The organism is Paraburkholderia suaedae (assembly GCF_040812055.1).
In the GTDB taxonomy this organism is placed as follows: Bacteria; Pseudomonadota; Gammaproteobacteria; order Burkholderiales; family Burkholderiaceae; genus Paraburkholderia.
The window spans coordinates 165,163-179,416 of record NZ_JBFOAH010000015.1; the positions used below are offsets into that span (position 1 = coordinate 165,163).

Below are 14,254 nucleotides of genomic sequence, written 5' to 3' on the forward strand. Positions count from 1 at the left end.
ATCGGATACCGTTCGAAAATTTTCCGTTCCCTGCAACTACTGCACTGCACTGCGCTGCATTCAAGCGTTGGACGTGCTCGACTTCATCCGCAGCGCGCATCATGCACGGATGCCGTTCACTGTCCGCGCGGCGGCCTGTCGCGAGCGACGGTTGTAGAATGAAAACCCGAACGACCTGCGAAGCCCGCGCGCCACATCCGATTTCTCCGAGTGAACAAGCCCAGCTATCCGACCCTCCAGGCCCTTCTGACCGACGTCCGCAATTGCCGCGCATGCGAACGCGACCTGCCGCTGGGTCCGCGGCCCGTCGTGCGTGCCACCGACCAAGCCCGCATTCTGATCGTGGGTCAAGCACCCGGTGCGCGGGTTCACGCGTCGGGGATCGCATGGAGCGACGCCAGCGGCGAGCGTCTGCGATCCTGGCTGGGCGTCGACGCCACATCGTTTTACGACGATACGCAGTTCGCGATCATCCCAATGGGTTTCTGTTATCCCGGACGAGGCGCTAGCGGCGACAAGCCGCCGCGCCGCGAATGCGCGCAACTGTGGCTCGACAGCCTGCTGGAGAAGTTGCACAACGTGCAGTTGACCCTTTTGATCGGGCAATACGCGCAGCGCCATTTCCTTGGCCGGCGCCGCAAGCCGTCGCTGACCGAAACAGTGCGTGCCTGGGGCGAGTACGCGCCGGCCTTCATTCCGTTGCCGCACCCGTCGCCGCGCAATCAGGCATGGTTCAAGCATCACCCCTGGTTCGAAAGCGAAGTGCTGCCGATGCTGCGCTCAAGGGTGCAAGCAGTCACTTCCGGCTCACGCGCAAACAGATAAGCGGGATCGGCACACGCTGTAGAGCGGAGGAACGCATGACGCGTGCAAACAGCAAGAGCGCGAAGATCGTGATTCAGCGCGCCTACGAAGAGCCGGGTCCTGACGACGTTTTCGCGTGCTCGTCGATCGCGTATGGCCGCGCGGCCGCAGTAAGGAGACGCTTAAACTGGACGAGTGGTTGCGCGAGCTTGCGCCGAGCGCGGAACTGCGCGAATGGTTCGGGCACGATCCGGAGCGATGGACGGAGTTTCAGCAGCGCTATCGGGATGAACTGGACAGCGACGAAATGCGAGCGCGCGTGCAGCAACTGTTGAAAGACGCTGCCGATCAGCGGATCACGCTCGTCTACGGCGCCAAAGACGAGGAACACAACCAGGCGGTCGTGTTGCGCGATGTCCTGTTGCACCTGCACAAACGCTGAACTCGCGGCAGGTGCCCACGGCACTCGATGTCTGCCAGTTCGGTGCGAAACGCCGAACGCGCCTCACGCCGCTAGCATAGGCCGCGCCAATCCGCATAGCGTCCTATAGCCAGACTGATTGGTCAATAGAGAGGTGTGCTCTGTTGATCAATCGCGACGGCGGTCCGATACTCGAAGGTGTCGTCGCCTCGCTTACCGGGCGATGGCGACGCCAGCCTGCGCAAGAAACCATTTGCCGCGGCCGTTTTCCGGTTTCGGACCAAGGTGGATGCTCACCGGCGTGGGCATCAGCGGCAACGGGAGCGTCTTCCGGTAGAAGTGCAGGACGTCCGGCTGATAGCCGGGACCGCCGGCGAGACCGCGGAACTGGCGGTCGAACCATGAGCGACACAGAAGGGGGCCTGATATGGCGAATGCTGATCTGGCAGTACTCTGGGGCGTCGGGATTCTGGCGCTGGCCTGCCTGGTCGTGTGCGGAGTCTATCTGTACTGGAGCAGCGAGAAATACCGCGGCCGAAAGCAGCGGTCCGGCATCCAGAAGAGCGGCATTCGACCGACCGGCAAAAACAGACCACTGTTGTCGCAAACGGAGGCAGGCATCGGCACACAGCTCAGCCATCGCTGCCGAACCTCCCTCTATCGGGCCGTGTTCGATAACACTCACCACGAAAGCATCGTGTTCGTGCTCGCCGCCAGCCGCGACGATGCGCGCGAATGCGCGCTCGGCGCGCTGGCTGCGATCCACGGGATTGCGGTCGAAGACGTGCGTCTTGGCGACCTCGCGTCGTTTGACGAAATGATCGAGATCGGCGTCAGCGAAGACCGGGACTTACGCGTATTCGAGCTCGCCTGGAAAGACTCGAGCGTGAGCGCATGGGTGGGGCACCCGCTGTTCCTGACCGACGACTCTACGTTGCTAGGCAAATGGGCTGAGCTATACGCGGACCTCGCGCGCGAACTGGCGCTCAGTACCATCGACCGGGCGCGAGGCTGAGCCCGCGCAAGGCGTCGAAGAAAACCGTCGCACTTCGGCTGCCTGGCGAGGCAGCATGACGCGCCCGGCGAGGGGCTCTTGCCGTTCGCTCCGCCGCGGTGACGGTTTGCACGTTGTGCTGCGCGAGTACGCCTGTTTCCACGCTTCGCTACGGCAAGTCCGGTGGCCCGCCTGTGCGGCGTCGCCGAAACTCGCCATCGCCTGGCTCAGCCTGGCCTTGGCTTTGGCCTTGGCTTCAGCGCAGCAAAATCTCCAACCCCATGACCCCACCCCGCTAGGCCAACCACAGCATGCATGCGGCTTGACACTAATATACTTCTAGAGGTATATAAGAGACATGGAATCGACATTCGCCATCATCGCTGAACCGAGCCGCCGCGCGATCCTCAGTCTGCTCGCATCGTCGGAGCAGTCCGTGGGTGAAATCGAGGAGAAGCTCAATCTCTCGCAGCCCTCGGTTTCAAAGCACCTTCGCGTGCTTCGGGAGGCTGGCTTCGTGGAAGCCCGCGTGGACGCACAGCGCCGTTTGTACCGGATCAAACCGGAGCCGCTGATGGAGATCGACGCATGGCTCGAGCCGTTTCGCCGCTACTGGTCGGTTCATGTCGATGCTCTCGAACGCCACCTCGATCAGAGGTATCCCGCACCGCGCCGCAAGAGGAAGAAATCATGAGCAGTCGAGACGAATACATGCCGGGTCCCGCCGCCGGCGCCGAAGTCAGAAAAGACGGCGAAAAATGGACGCTCGTTCTGGTTCGCGAGTTGCGCCATTCGCCGCAGAAAGTCTGGCATGCGCTAACCGATCCGGCCAGCCTGCGCGAATGGGCGCCATTCGACGCCGACCGCAGTCTCGCCGCTGTGGGGTCGGTCAAGCTGTCAACGGTCGGCACGCCGGCCCCGCAAGTCTCCGAGACCGAGGTGACCCGCGCCGACGCGCCAAAGCTGCTCGAATACCGCTGGGGCGACAACCAGATGCGATGGGAACTGGAACCGCTCGGGGACGGCACGCGGCTCACGTTGTGGCACAACATCGATCGCGGCTTCATCGCGATGGGTGCGGCGGGCTGGCACATCTGCCTCGATGTACTCGATCGGCTCCTGGGCGACGAACCGATTGGCCGTATCGTCGGTGGCGACGCAATGCGGTTCGGTTGGCCTCGCCTGAACGAGGAGTATGCCAAGCGCTTTGGCATCTGAAGCACGATCCGCTACACGAAGAGTTTCCGCGCGCTGAGCACGGAGAATGAGTTGCTCTGCAATCGGCGCGACGCGCAAGTCGAGGAGAACAACATGAAAAAATCGGATTCGCCCGAGGGCCAGCCGGCATCCGCGTTGATCGACAAGAGAATCGCCGATCTCGGGGACTGGCGAGGCGAGACCTTGAGCCGGATGCGCGAGCTCATCAAGGAAGCGGACCCGGAGGTCGTGGAGGAGTGGAAGTGGATGGGCACGCCCACATGGTCGCACGATGGAATCATTTGCACCGGCGAGTCGTATAAGTCGGTCGTGAAGCTGACCTTCGCGAAAGGGGCTTCGTTGCGTGACCCGGCCAGGCTGTTCAACGCGAGCCTCGACGGCAACGTCAGGCGCGCGATCGACATCCATGAAGGCGAGCAGATCAACGCGGACGCGTTCAGGGCACTCGTCCGCGCGGCGCTTGCCCTGAACACGGCCAACGCAAAAGCCAAAGCAAAGCCGAAGCGGGACAAGTAGCCGGCGGCACGCCAACGCGTTGTTTGCTCGAAGCACCATTGCCCGGGCGTGCTTCGAGCAACGGCATCCACGCCCGCGCGCAACGCTCAGTCGGCAATCTCGGGTTCCACGAGCTTCGTCAACTGCATCAGCGACTCCTGCCAGCCGAGGTAGCACATCTCGACGGGAATGACCTCGGGCACGCCCTCCTGCACGATCGTGACCTCTGTACCGCACGACACCTGCCGCAAGGAAATGGTGGCGTGCATCTGGCCGGGCAAATTAGGGTCGTCGAAACGGTCTGAATAGCGGATCTTCTCGAACGGCACCAATTCCACGTATTCGCCGCCGAACGAGTGGCTGTTGCCGGTGCTGAAATTGCGAAACGACATCTTGTACGTGCCCCCGACGCGAGCATCCATGTGATGGACGTGACAGGTGAAGCCGTACGGAGGAAGCCACTTCGCGAGTGCATCGGGTTCGAGGAACGCGCGGTAGATGCGCTCGGGGGTCGCGCGCAAGACGCGGTGCAGGTGGATGGTTCCAGTAGCCATGATGTGCTCGCTTTTCACTGAAGAAGTTGTTGATACTCGCACGACGAATGGACGACTGCGGTATCGACACCGCTACGACCAGGGAAAACCCATCCTGCTGCGCGCCTGCCGCGGCGCGATCAACGCCGCTTGCTTGCGCGTTGCTTTTTATGCGCCGGGCCGGGCCAGCGAACTTCCACAATCCGATCTCACCGGCTCACTCACGTCCGGCGAAAGTGGTAGCGTTGACAAGTGGCACTGACGACGCCCGTCACGCTGTCACGCAAGGTTTTCTCGTGCGCCAAAACTGCATGAAGGAGACGCCAACATGAACGGCTATCAGGTCACCTTCTTTACCCAGCAGGATCGCCGCCACCGGGGCAAGCCGCTGGCCGACTGGCTGATCCATCTCGCGGCTGAACTGGGTCTGCGCGGTGCCACCGTGATACCGGCCAGCGAAGGCATCGGCCACCATCATCGCATTCACTCCGCGCACTTTTTCGAATTGACGGACCAGCCTCTGTCCGTCGTGATGGCAGTCACGAGCGAGGAAACCGACCGCTTGTTCGAGCGGCTTCGCGCGGATGGCGTACACGTGTTCTACGTCAAGACGCCCGTCGAGTTCGGCGTGGTGGGTGATGACGAGGGTGATGACGACGCGAAGATCAGCAAACCATAGCATGCGATCCGGCTGTTGCCGGCAACAAGTGTGGCAAACGTCGATGCCCATCTCCGGCTGTTCCTGCTAAAGAGACGACGGTCACAGCGTGCCGTTGGCGGCGCGCAGTATTGGGCTCGCTACCGGCTGCACGCCGCACTTCGTTGCATCGCTCTATGCATGCCCTGCATGAAATGATTTTTGCAATGCATTTGCGTGGCCTGGCAGATTACGCTCGAATGTCGGGCTCGCGCGCGGGGACACTTTGCATAAGCAAACTCTCTCCCGGCGCTCATCGACCTGATGAACCGCGCGACGACACCTGTGGAATCACCCCACGCATTTTTGCCAAAGAGTGACAAAGGAGAAACATGAAAGCCATGCTTGCAACCCTGACGGTCGCGCTGCTCGCCGTATCGTCCGGCAACGCGATCGCGAAGGATGGGTCGACCGTGCGGTTCGGCGTCGACCCGAGCTATCCGCCATTCGAATCCAAGGCTGCCGACGGCAAGCTCGTCGGCTTCGACATCGATCTGGGCAACGAGATTTGCCGACGCCTGGACGCGAAGTGCGTGTGGGTGGAAAACGCCTTCGATGGGATGATTCCCGCGCTCAAGGGACGCAAGTTCGACGGCGTGCTCTCGACCATGTCGATGACGCCGGCGCGTCAGTCGCAGATCGCGTTCTCCGCGAAAGTGTTCCGCATCCCAACGCGCCTCATCGCCCGGAAGGGCTCGACGATCGTGCCGACGCCGCAAGCGGTGAAGGGCAAACGGATCGGCGTGGAGCAGGGCACGATCCAGGAAACCTACGCGAAAACGTATTGGGAGCCGGCCGGCGCGAGCATCGTGTCTTATCAGGATCAGGATCAGGTGTACGCGGACCTGATTGCTGCGCGCATCGACGCATCGTTGCAGAATGCCGTGCAAGCCGACGTCGGTTTCCTGCGCACGCCGCGCGGCAAGGACTTCGAATTTGCCGGCGATCCGCTTTACGATGCGAAGACCTTGGGCAGCGGTACCGCGATCGGACTGCGCAAGGAGGATGCTGATCTGAAAGCGAAGATCGACAAGGCCATCGCCGATACGCGTGCCGACGGCACGTACGACAGGATCGCGAAGAAGTACTTCGACTTCGACGTCTACGGCCAGTGACAGCGCTTGGCGCACGACCGGGCGGCGGGATTTTCGTCGACGAGCCGATGCAGCCCATGCGAATTCTTGCGATGGCTGCCGCAATTCACGCGTGATGAACTGCCTTTTCCAGCGCACCGACTTGTTTGACTAACGGAGAACACTGTTGCCAGATCGGCGCGGCGGCGCACTTGGTCCAGTCAATATTCAGCGATACATCGCGCCATGGCTGACAATCGCCTAACGCTGATCTAGTTCAACACGTCGGCCAACTTCCACACCGGACATGGGCGGCGGCACAATCCGTCGAACCCGTAGCTGCGGATCTTGGCGGGCGAGTCGTCAGGCCAGATATTCGTCATTGCGATGATGAGCACGTTCGCAAATGCGGGATCTTTGGCTGCGGCGCGTATCAGTCTGAAGTCGTCGTCCTGGCCGAGGCGCGTGTCGAACAGCAGTGCACGTGGTTTCCAGTGTTCGAGCATCAACTGCAACGCATCGACGTCGGCCGCGCAGACGGCGGTCAGTCCTTTAAGCCTGAGCAGTAGCGCGATCGATTCTCCAACGCCGATGTCCGCGTGGGCCACCATCACACTGTAAGCATCGATTGTGTCTGCAGTGCGCTTGTGATTCCACAACGCGAATTGCGTTTCGTCTTCGTGGGGCGGTCGCTGAGTCATCCGTTGTCTCTCATCCGTGGCTGAGCGAAATCGGACGGTGGGGGAACGGACAACCGCTGCACTCCGGACTTCGACCGATGCTATGGCACCCGTTTGAGCGGGTTCTATGAAAATACGCCCCCTCGAACCGACTGACAAGATAGCGGATACAAGTGTTCCATCGCCCGGATGCTCCCGCTTTAACTCCGGCCTCTGCGCAAAACAGGGCCACAAAGTCCCAATGCACCCGGTCATGCAGCGCCGCGAGGCGCGCGCAGGTTCGCCGCTCCGCGCCTTGAGACTGCGCGTGTTCTGCGACGAAGCGGTCGAATGCCGCCCACGCCCTGACTTTCGAATAGGAACATTGACGCAGTGGGCCGCGAGACTCCCAAATGCCCGAACCTTCGGTATGCCAGGCTTTCTCCAGGTGTTCGACGATGCGCAGTTTCACGGCCGCTTCATGCTGGGACGCAGAAATGCCGCCGCGCCGCGCCAGATGCAGACAGTCGATGACTTCGCCGAGCACGTCGACCTGGTGCTGCATCGATGCCGCATTGCCCGCGCGCACCGGCCCCGAATACCGCTTCAGCGTCAAGTGGACTGGGCGGGGGCAGATGGGATTGCCCATAGCTCATGACGAATGGCACACGTTCGCCCGCTTTCACTTCGATGTCGCCTCGATGGACTCGTCGCGGATCAACTGCTGCACTGGGGCGCGAACCACGATCAGGTCCGGGCCGACCCGCGCGACGATGGCTTCGTCCTCGGCACTCAGCCAGGGCGGCACGAGGCCAAAGTCGAAGCGCAGCCGCAGCACCGAGCGCATGGCGACGGTGCCGCGCAGTCCGACGACGATCCGCACGATCGACGGAAACGTCCCGCGCATCGGCATGAAGTCGACGATACGGACAGCGCCTTCAGCGCTTTCGAAATCCGTCTCGCTGACGAGCGTGTCGTGCTGATAGCGGCGGCTGCGACCGGCCGGAAGATGCTCCGGCGCGATCCACCAATGCCCGTGCTCTTCGTGGCCGAGCAAAGCGGCAAAGCAGGCATCGTCGTCGAAGCGCGGCCAGCATAGGAAATCGATCGACGCATCGCGGCTCACCAGCGCGGTACTCTCTGCGTCGCGTATCAGCCCGTAGTCTTCAATACGTCGGCTCATTTTCCGTCCTGCTAACCCGGCGTTCGATCTTCGTGCGCACCTGTCTCCGGATGCTCATGCTCGCCATCTGCGGGCGAGCAGTCGCGCGCCCGCCAGCAAGCCCAAACCGGCAACGGCCCAGAACGCTGTCCTGTGCCGATCGGTGAACATTTCCCAGCTCGCCGGCCGCGACGACGAGTCGAACCGGCCATGCGCGCCGTAGTCGCCCGACACGGGCTCGAACAGATTCGCTGGCGCGTCGGCGGGCAGCGGCTCGTCCGTCAATTGGCCGCTATATCCAGCGCGGGCCAGATAGCGGTCGAGCAGACCGGGCGCGATACGGTTAGCGAAAATTGCTTTCACGGTCGGAAAGCCGACCCATATCTGACGACGCGGATGGGTTGCACCGAACACAATGGCGCGAGCGGCGACTTCCGGCTGAAAGATCGGTGGGACTGGGCGGGCTTTCTTGCCCGTCTTGTTCAGCGCCCAGTCGAACTGTGGCGTATTGACGGCCGGGAGGTCGACCATCGTCAAGCGAATGTTCAAGCGATCGTGAATGATTTCGGATCGCAATGCGTCCGTGAACCCGCGAACAGCGAATTTGGCGCCGCAATACACGGATTGAAGAGGCACCGAGCGATAGGCGAGTGCGGACCCGACATTCACGATGGTGCCCCGGTTGCGCAGCCGCATGCGCGAGAGCGCAGCCATCGTGCCGTACACCTGGCCCAGATAAGTGACCTGCGTGCCGCGCTCGACCTCGGCGGGCGTGAGTTCGGACACGGGTGCGAACACGGTCGCCATCGCGACGTTCACCCATATGTCGATCGGTCCCAGTTTCTCCTCGACGGCACTCGCTGCGGATTCCACGGCGTCGGCGTGCGCAACGTCGGTGGGAAGTGCCAATGTACGAACCTCATGACGGGATGCGATCTCATGTGCTGCGCGTTGGAGTCGCTCGCTGTCTCGCGCGAGCAGTGCGACGTCGAAACCTTGCCTCGCGAATTCTTCCGCAGTCGCGCGACCGACGCCGGCGCCTGCTCCAGTTATCACAACGATGGTCGGCATAGCGAGTCGCCCCCGCTGTCGGAAGGTTGAAGGATGCGCCAGTCGTATGGTGGTACGGCTCGCGCCGTCTATGCAGTGTGCGGATTGGAGAGTGGGCCTGCGGATGCCGCGGCGAGCCCTTGAACCGGCGCCAGAAACGCCCAGCAACGCACGTGCCACAGCAGGACGCGGGCCGAGATAGAGACGTCCCACCCAATCAGCGATGCATGGTCACGAAGTTGACGACAAGCGACCTGGCCGCTGTAACGCAGGCAGCCGAAGGAAGCTTGCCTCTCGCGAGGCTGTCGCGGCTTTCACGCGGCCGACACGGTCTTTTGCAGTCCAAGCCGGTCGATCAGACGCTGCGCGTCGAACGGCGCATGCGTTTTGGCATCGTTGTCGAAGTAGCAGAAGACGTCTCGTGCAGCCAATCGCTTGAACCGCGACTCAGGGGCGATGAGCCTGGCATCGGCCGGCTGCGAGCCGTGACGCCACGAGTCGATGCGGGCGGCCCAGCGGTCGATCTCCGCATCCGAATAGGAGCCGGCGTATTTGGACTCGGTGCCATGCAAGCGGATATAGACAAAGTTAGACGTCAGATCCTCGACTTGCGGCCATGCTTCCGTCGAATCGGAAACCACCAGTCCGACATTGTGTCGCCTGAGCAAGGCCACGAATGCCGGGTCCATAAAGCTTGCATGGCGCACTTCGACGGCATGACGCATTTTGCGTTTGCGCGTGATCGCGAGGTACGGCGTCTTGACGCGCGCGTCGTGCTGGCGCGCAAGCGCAAGCGCGGCGTCTGTGTCGTGCGGAAGCAGGTTCAGAAAGTGTTCCATCGCGTCCGCGTCGAAACGATATGAGGGCGGGAATTGCCAGAGAATGGGTCCGAGCTTTTCGCTCAACGACAGCAGCCCTTGCGCGAAGAAATTGGCGCATGCGACCTGCGCAGTATCCCCGCGAAACCGCAGAAGATGCGTTAGATAGCGTGCTCCCTTCACGCTGAAGACGAAATCCGGCGGTGTCTGCGCATACCAGTGTTGCCAGCTCTCGAGTGACTGGAGACTATAGTGGCTGCCGTTGATTTCAATGCTCTGAAATAGCGCCGCGGCATAGGCCAATTCATTGGCCTGTTTCAGGCCGCGCGGGTAGAAAGTGTTGCGCCAACCTTTATAGCGCCAGCCAGAGATTCCGATTCGTATCTCGCTCATTGCTCATCGTTTTCAAAGAATGAGTGACTCGGCGCTTTGGATCTGATTACTTTCGACGCACGCAGCGGCTTTAGACCGCTGGTGGACGGATGCAATGCTCGCGACGAGTTCGTGTGGAGATTGAGCAACGGCCGTTCCAGCGAAGCATGCGGCCCGAACCGGGAGGGAAAACCATTGCTTCCGGGTAGATGGGCGACGAATTCGGCGGCGAGAGCCGACAAACGAAACGAGGCACCAGGCCGTGCCGCGAGCGCTACAGATTGGCGGTGCCCGACGCGCTCGCATCTGCGTCAGGAGTGACGAGCGCCGTCTTCATCGAACAGGGCAGGTTGTTCAAGGTGGCCACCACTTTTTGCAATGCATCCAGCGAGACGCCGTCAACTTGCACAGTCAACATCTCGATCGACTCGGAGGGCTTGACCTGTACTCGCAAGGGGGTGATGCGCGCGCCGCAACTGCGTAGACTTTTCCACACCGCGACCACATGCAGGGCGCCGGAACCAGCCGTGACAGTGAGGTAGTGCGTTGTCATGAGAGCGAGTTCGCCACTCCGCTTTTTGATTTGAGAAAACGGTTTGTTTATCCAGAGGGTAACGCAATGCGATGACGTTTTAAAGCATCTGCGCAAGCCGGGCGATAGTCGTATTCGGACACTGTGAAGCGGGTGCCTGTCAGCGCAGTGCTACGATTGCAATACAGAGAGAGGAAGGAGGCGATATGGCAACATTTGCTATCGACGCCGTGCGGATCAATGCACAGGACGGAAAAATTTCCCACGCGCGCCTCGGGCCCGTCGACCCGGCCACACGCACCTGGCAGTCCCCGCCCACGGTCATGAAAGTCGCGGAGGTGGTCGACATCATCCGGCTTGGCAACGACGTATGGTCCCTGTTCACGCTAGGCGGCACGCGTTTTCTCGGGCCGAAGATTCGTCCTGTTCCTCATACCGACGGCCGCGACGGAATCGATACCGACGTTCCGGATGGACACATCGAGAAATGTATCGACGACCTCCCGCGACTCTGAGGCGTGCCACGCCCTAAGGCGTGGCCAGGCCGCTGGATTCGCGGGTTCGCGAGCCGCGGTGGTCCGACACCGTGTGGGAATCCGCGCGTGTCTTCCGCGCTGGTGGCACCGGACTGGTCGTGCGACGGGACACCCATCGCCGACTGCCGGCTCCTGAAGATCGCCTAGCAAAGAACAGTACTTGTGACCCAAGGCATATCGTTAAAGCGCGTGACGATCGAATCGAGCGCCTCGTGTGGAGTGGGGCGCAATGCGATCGTGACCTGCTCGAAACCGTCCTGCGGAAGCGTGACAATGCTCACTTTCTGTACGTTGCGGGAAAACGGCAGTAACACCTGCCAGATAGCGGCAATCCGCAACCCTTTGACTCGCGCTCTTACGATAAGCCGATGATCATTCGCCGAATGCATCGATGGCAATTCAACCCCCGTTTCAAGCGATTTGCTATTCATACCACTCCTAGTATTTATTAACCGATTAACCGACGCACGCGCGACGTCGATGTCATCTTTCGGTTTCTTGTCGTTCCGACGGAATAGGCGCTATTCCGTGCAGCCTTTCCATGATGGCCTTAGCGTGTCTTCGATCAGTGCCGGAGAGGTCCTGCCGGTCCAGAAGCATTTGAATGCGCCGGCGCCAATAGCACGGATCGTTGATTGCGGACGTGGACGCAATGCCCTCGCCAGTTTTAGCCATTCGTTCGAGCATGGCGATCATCGCTTCAATGTGCAACAAATCGCTCCTGCAAGAAGCGGAGATTCCCATCACACTCCCTATCTCTATCTATTAGTACTTTTGAATGCCCGGGTCGCCGTTATTCCGGTTCGCGCCCGATACCACGAGTCGCCGTGGTCGAGCTTTCGCAGTAACTGTGCGCGGCGCCGTTCGCGGTAGTAGTGACTTGCAACCAGAGGCATTGCGATCAGCATTGCAACGCCGCTGATTGCGAGTCCCAGCCAGGTTTCGCTCATAGTGACCTCGTCTGATAAGAAGGTGACGTTATCGGGCGATTCCGGTCGTCAGTGAATCGCGCAAGATTTCGTTCAATGCGCTCGCGCGGCGCATACCCGTCGGACGGGACGCCGATGGCGTGCATCTCACGGTGCAGTTTGACTGGCGAGAAAACCGTTAGCCTGACGCGAGCCCTTGCCGATCTCGAATCGCCCGATACAGAGGGCCTCTGCGCGGGCGGCCGGATGATCGGGCGGTGTTTGTCTGGTCTATGCGGCCCAAGTGGCGGGAGTCCGATTGCCGCTCGCTATTGCGGCGGCCCGGGTGGCAGCGCTATGGATCGTTGCATAGCCGACACCGCCCATGGATACTGCGGACTTCAACACGGTGACAGCGGCTTCGGAGCCCGCAGGAGCGTTCCTGGCGACACCATCGACCCACTCTCGCACTTTGAATTGCTGCTGCTGGAATCGGGCATCGAGGATTTTCAGAAACTCGGCTTGGGTACGGGCCGCAATATCGAGCGCCTGACGGTTGTGGGCGAGCACCGTCTCCGCTACCGGTCGCGCCGCGTTGGCTTGATGAACCCAAAGTTCGACGGGCGTCTGAACAGAAAGCGCCACCTTTGCGGTCTGTTCGGTTTGGGCCAGCGCCGTCTTGACCAACTGCTGGTTCAAATGCATCAGTCGTTCGAAGCCCGCGAACGCTTCACGGGCCAGGTAAATCGCGGTGGAAACGTTGCCAGTGTTCGGCCAGCCAAATTGCTCGGTCATCGATGCGGACACCATCAACTCCTTTAGTTATACAAATCGATCTGCAGACGGTTAGTTCATAAAACCGTACCCGAGCCGCCGCTCGAAGCGTAAGCCGTGTTCAACGCGACGTCTTGGCTCCCGCAGTGCAGCATTAGATGATTCATTCTAACTTTGTTAAATATGCATGTGGGGCACAGGTTAGTAGGTGATTACCCTTGGTGGCTCGAAACCCGTAATTTTGTCGTGATTTCACGTCCGAACTAAGCAAAATACACCGCGTTGGATGCTAGCGGGGCAGCTCCTGGTTCTTCCTGGACTAGCCAATTGTCGCCATTGCATTAATTTCTGGCGGTCAACGGCGAAGAGGGCGTTTATGGTTTGAACGACTGACCGGATCTGTCGGGCGCGTGCGGTGCGCGCTACCGCGAGAGTGGCATCGGGTGTTACACCGGACGCTTGCTCGCGCCTGAGGGACGTGCATCGTGGCGAAAGATGATACGTAGCGCTTTGGTTTTCGGTCGTCCACGGAGGCAAAGTACTGATGAGCCATTGCCGTGGACAATCACCCAATCAGGCGGGAAGCGCAGTTGAGGCTTTCGAGTTTCTTTGCGCTGATCAAGGACGACTAGCGCCGTCGCGCAAACATGTCATCGATAAGCCGGCGCGTGACTTCGACCATTGGTTTCGCGAAGCGCACAGGGGTCCGGTAAGCGAGTTGTCCGGGTGTCTTGCGTTTTCTAGCAAGCCGGCATTGAAGGTCGATGATCCGACGCCTTACTCTGCGACATGGGGCGCGATTTAAATAGCCCTCGCCGATGCGTCACGTAATGAGTCATCCGAAATGACGTCCGTTTGCCAGCGCATCGTGCAATCGGCCCACAAACGGCGGCTCGTTGCGGTTTTCAGCTGCAGCGAAGCTTGTTTGCGAACGGCGCCTACGACTTTGTCCAGCGCGGGCGGCGGCAATCGTGGCGGCATGACACGACATCGCGCCGCCACGCCGGCAGCCGGTTAGAACTTGTGGATGATACCCACACCAACCGCAACCTGGCTGCGCGAGGACGACGGTGAGCCGTTCTGCGCGTCGCCGATGCTGGCCGTTGCGTCGATGATGGTCTTGCCGTTGCCGGCGAGCGTCTGGCCATTGGCGCGCTGATACGCTTCGAGCGCATACAGGCCCGTACGCTTGGACAGCGAGTAGTACT

Annotated in this window: 19 protein-coding genes and 2 pseudogenes; 10 read left to right on the forward strand and 11 right to left on the reverse strand. The window is 60.9% G+C overall.

Annotated features, from left to right (window positions below):
- Positions 1-210 precede the first annotated feature (210 nt).
- From ABQJ48_RS20945 to ABQJ48_RS20970, 6 genes are all read left to right on the forward strand, one after another.
- Positions 211-825 (forward strand): uracil-DNA glycosylase family protein, encoded by a 615-nt coding sequence (locus ABQJ48_RS20945; RefSeq protein WP_367839902.1) that lies wholly within the window; start codon positions 211-213, stop codon positions 823-825.
- Between the two features lie 115 nt (positions 826-940).
- The gene (locus ABQJ48_RS20950) at positions 941-1,246 is read left to right on the forward strand and encodes a DUF488 domain-containing protein (RefSeq protein WP_367839903.1); all 306 of its coding nucleotides are present in this window, start codon (positions 941-943) and stop codon (positions 1,244-1,246) included.
- Positions 1,247-1,652: 406 nt separating this feature from the next.
- On the forward strand, positions 1,653-2,240 hold the full coding sequence (locus ABQJ48_RS20955; RefSeq protein WP_367839904.1) for a hypothetical protein: 588 nt from the start codon (positions 1,653-1,655) through the stop codon (positions 2,238-2,240).
- Between the two features lie 337 nt (positions 2,241-2,577).
- Positions 2,578-2,913 (forward strand): ArsR/SmtB family transcription factor, encoded by a 336-nt coding sequence (locus ABQJ48_RS20960; protein WP_367839905.1) that lies wholly within the window; start codon positions 2,578-2,580, stop codon positions 2,911-2,913.
- The gene (locus tag ABQJ48_RS20965) at positions 2,910-3,437 is read left to right on the forward strand and encodes an SRPBCC family protein (RefSeq protein ID WP_367839906.1); all 528 of its coding nucleotides are present in this window, start codon (positions 2,910-2,912) and stop codon (positions 3,435-3,437) included. The genes ABQJ48_RS20960 and ABQJ48_RS20965 overlap by 4 nt, the downstream gene beginning before the upstream one ends.
- A 93-nt stretch (positions 3,438-3,530) precedes the next feature.
- The gene (locus ABQJ48_RS20970) at positions 3,531-3,953 is read left to right on the forward strand and encodes a DUF1801 domain-containing protein (RefSeq protein WP_367839907.1); all 423 of its coding nucleotides are present in this window, start codon (positions 3,531-3,533) and stop codon (positions 3,951-3,953) included.
- Positions 3,954-4,039: 86 nt separating this feature from the next.
- Here the strand turns inward: ABQJ48_RS20970 and ABQJ48_RS20975 are convergent, their stop codons facing one another.
- Entirely contained in the window at positions 4,040-4,486 is a 447-nt protein-coding gene (locus tag ABQJ48_RS20975) for an SRPBCC family protein (protein WP_367839908.1), read from the reverse strand.
- Between ABQJ48_RS20975 and ABQJ48_RS20980 the strand changes: the two genes are divergently transcribed.
- The 3 genes from ABQJ48_RS20980 to ABQJ48_RS20990 all read left to right on the forward strand — a co-directional run bounded on the left by ABQJ48_RS20980 (position 4,485) and on the right by ABQJ48_RS20990 (position 6,277).
- Positions 4,485-4,727: a hypothetical protein gene (locus tag ABQJ48_RS20980; protein WP_367839909.1), complete on the forward strand. Its 243-nt coding sequence runs from the start codon at positions 4,485-4,487 to the stop codon at positions 4,725-4,727. The genes ABQJ48_RS20975 and ABQJ48_RS20980 overlap by 2 nt on opposite strands.
- A 66-nt stretch (positions 4,728-4,793) precedes the next feature.
- Complete coding sequence (locus ABQJ48_RS20985; RefSeq protein ID WP_367839910.1) at positions 4,794-5,144, forward strand: DUF190 domain-containing protein; 351 nt, start codon at positions 4,794-4,796, stop codon at positions 5,142-5,144.
- 350 nt (positions 5,145-5,494) lie between these two features.
- Complete coding sequence (locus ABQJ48_RS20990) at positions 5,495-6,277, forward strand: ABC transporter substrate-binding protein (protein WP_367839911.1); 783 nt, start codon at positions 5,495-5,497, stop codon at positions 6,275-6,277.
- A 230-nt stretch (positions 6,278-6,507) separates the two neighbouring features.
- Here the strand turns inward: ABQJ48_RS20990 and ABQJ48_RS20995 are convergent, their stop codons facing one another.
- The 6 genes and pseudogenes from ABQJ48_RS20995 to ABQJ48_RS21020 all read right to left on the reverse strand — a co-directional run bounded on the left by ABQJ48_RS20995 (position 6,508) and on the right by ABQJ48_RS21020 (position 10,849).
- On the reverse strand, positions 6,508-6,936 hold the full coding sequence (locus ABQJ48_RS20995; protein ID WP_367839912.1) for a response regulator: 429 nt from the start codon (positions 6,934-6,936) through the stop codon (positions 6,508-6,510).
- Between the two features lie 10 nt (positions 6,937-6,946).
- Positions 6,947-7,543, reverse strand: coding sequence for a glycoside hydrolase family 15 protein (locus ABQJ48_RS21000; RefSeq protein WP_367839913.1), 597 nt, complete (start codon positions 7,541-7,543; stop codon positions 6,947-6,949).
- Positions 7,544-7,576: 33 nt separating this feature from the next.
- Positions 7,577-8,080: pseudogene (locus ABQJ48_RS21005) on the reverse strand (trehalase-like domain-containing protein); the annotation flags it as partial.
- 51 nt (positions 8,081-8,131) lie between these two features.
- Positions 8,132-9,127, reverse strand: coding sequence for an SDR family oxidoreductase (locus ABQJ48_RS21010; protein WP_367839914.1), 996 nt, complete (start codon positions 9,125-9,127; stop codon positions 8,132-8,134).
- A gap of 293 nt (positions 9,128-9,420) precedes the next feature.
- Positions 9,421-10,317, reverse strand: a complete 897-nt coding sequence (locus tag ABQJ48_RS21015; RefSeq protein ID WP_367839915.1) for a DUF72 domain-containing protein — start codon at positions 10,315-10,317, stop codon at positions 9,421-9,423.
- A gap of 253 nt (positions 10,318-10,570) precedes the next feature.
- Positions 10,571-10,849 (reverse strand): hypothetical protein, encoded by a 279-nt coding sequence (locus ABQJ48_RS21020; protein WP_367839916.1) that lies wholly within the window; start codon positions 10,847-10,849, stop codon positions 10,571-10,573.
- Between the two features lie 185 nt (positions 10,850-11,034).
- Between ABQJ48_RS21020 and ABQJ48_RS21025 the strand changes: the two genes are divergently transcribed.
- Entirely contained in the window at positions 11,035-11,343 is a 309-nt protein-coding gene (locus ABQJ48_RS21025) for a hypothetical protein (protein ID WP_367839917.1), read from the forward strand.
- Between the two features lie 164 nt (positions 11,344-11,507).
- Here the strand turns inward: ABQJ48_RS21025 and ABQJ48_RS21030 are convergent, their stop codons facing one another.
- The 4 genes and pseudogenes from ABQJ48_RS21030 to ABQJ48_RS21045 all read right to left on the reverse strand — a co-directional run.
- Positions 11,508-11,795, reverse strand: coding sequence for a hypothetical protein (locus tag ABQJ48_RS21030; protein ID WP_367839918.1), 288 nt, complete (start codon positions 11,793-11,795; stop codon positions 11,508-11,510).
- Positions 11,796-11,847: 52 nt separating this feature from the next.
- The gene (locus tag ABQJ48_RS21035; protein WP_367839919.1) at positions 11,848-12,075 is read right to left on the reverse strand and encodes a hypothetical protein; all 228 of its coding nucleotides are present in this window, start codon (positions 12,073-12,075) and stop codon (positions 11,848-11,850) included.
- Positions 12,076-12,563: 488 nt separating this feature from the next.
- Entirely contained in the window at positions 12,564-13,082 is a 519-nt protein-coding gene (locus tag ABQJ48_RS21040) for a phasin family protein (protein WP_367839920.1), read from the reverse strand.
- 978 nt (positions 13,083-14,060) lie between these two features.
- Positions 14,061-14,254 (reverse strand): annotated as a pseudogene (locus ABQJ48_RS21045) (porin); the annotation flags it as partial.

Bases quoted from the DNA above. Each gene is read 5' to 3' on its own strand.
- ABQJ48_RS20955 (WP_367839904.1), top strand. From the start codon at position 1,653: ATGGCGAATGCTGATCTGGCAGTACTCTGGGGCGTCGGGATTCTGGCG.
- ABQJ48_RS20960 (WP_367839905.1), top strand. From the start codon at position 2,578: ATGGAATCGACATTCGCCATCATCGCTGAACCGAGCCGCCGCGCGATC.
- ABQJ48_RS20995 (WP_367839912.1), bottom strand. From the start codon at position 6,936: ATGACTCAGCGACCGCCCCACGAAGACGAAACGCAATTCGCGTTGTGG.
- ABQJ48_RS20975 (WP_367839908.1), bottom strand. From the start codon at position 4,486: ATGGCTACTGGAACCATCCACCTGCACCGCGTCTTGCGCGCGACCCCC.
- ABQJ48_RS21020 (WP_367839916.1), bottom strand. From the start codon at position 10,849: ATGACAACGCACTACCTCACTGTCACGGCTGGTTCCGGCGCCCTGCAT.
- ABQJ48_RS20965 (WP_367839906.1), top strand. From the start codon at position 2,910: ATGAGCAGTCGAGACGAATACATGCCGGGTCCCGCCGCCGGCGCCGAA.
- ABQJ48_RS21030 (WP_367839918.1), bottom strand. From the start codon at position 11,795: ATGAATAGCAAATCGCTTGAAACGGGGGTTGAATTGCCATCGATGCAT.
- ABQJ48_RS20990 (WP_367839911.1), top strand. From the start codon at position 5,495: ATGAAAGCCATGCTTGCAACCCTGACGGTCGCGCTGCTCGCCGTATCG.
- ABQJ48_RS20970 (WP_367839907.1), top strand. From the start codon at position 3,531: ATGAAAAAATCGGATTCGCCCGAGGGCCAGCCGGCATCCGCGTTGATC.
- ABQJ48_RS20985 (WP_367839910.1), top strand. From the start codon at position 4,794: ATGAACGGCTATCAGGTCACCTTCTTTACCCAGCAGGATCGCCGCCAC.
- ABQJ48_RS21025 (WP_367839917.1), top strand. From the start codon at position 11,035: ATGGCAACATTTGCTATCGACGCCGTGCGGATCAATGCACAGGACGGA.
- ABQJ48_RS20980 (WP_367839909.1), top strand. From the start codon at position 4,485: ATGATGTGCTCGCTTTTCACTGAAGAAGTTGTTGATACTCGCACGACG.
- ABQJ48_RS21010 (WP_367839914.1), bottom strand. From the start codon at position 9,127: ATGCCGACCATCGTTGTGATAACTGGAGCAGGCGCCGGCGTCGGTCGC.
- ABQJ48_RS21000 (WP_367839913.1), bottom strand. From the start codon at position 7,543: ATGGGCAATCCCATCTGCCCCCGCCCAGTCCACTTGACGCTGAAGCGG.
- ABQJ48_RS21015 (WP_367839915.1), bottom strand. From the start codon at position 10,317: ATGAGCGAGATACGAATCGGAATCTCTGGCTGGCGCTATAAAGGTTGG.
- ABQJ48_RS21040 (WP_367839920.1), bottom strand. From the start codon at position 13,082: ATGGTGTCCGCATCGATGACCGAGCAATTTGGCTGGCCGAACACTGGC.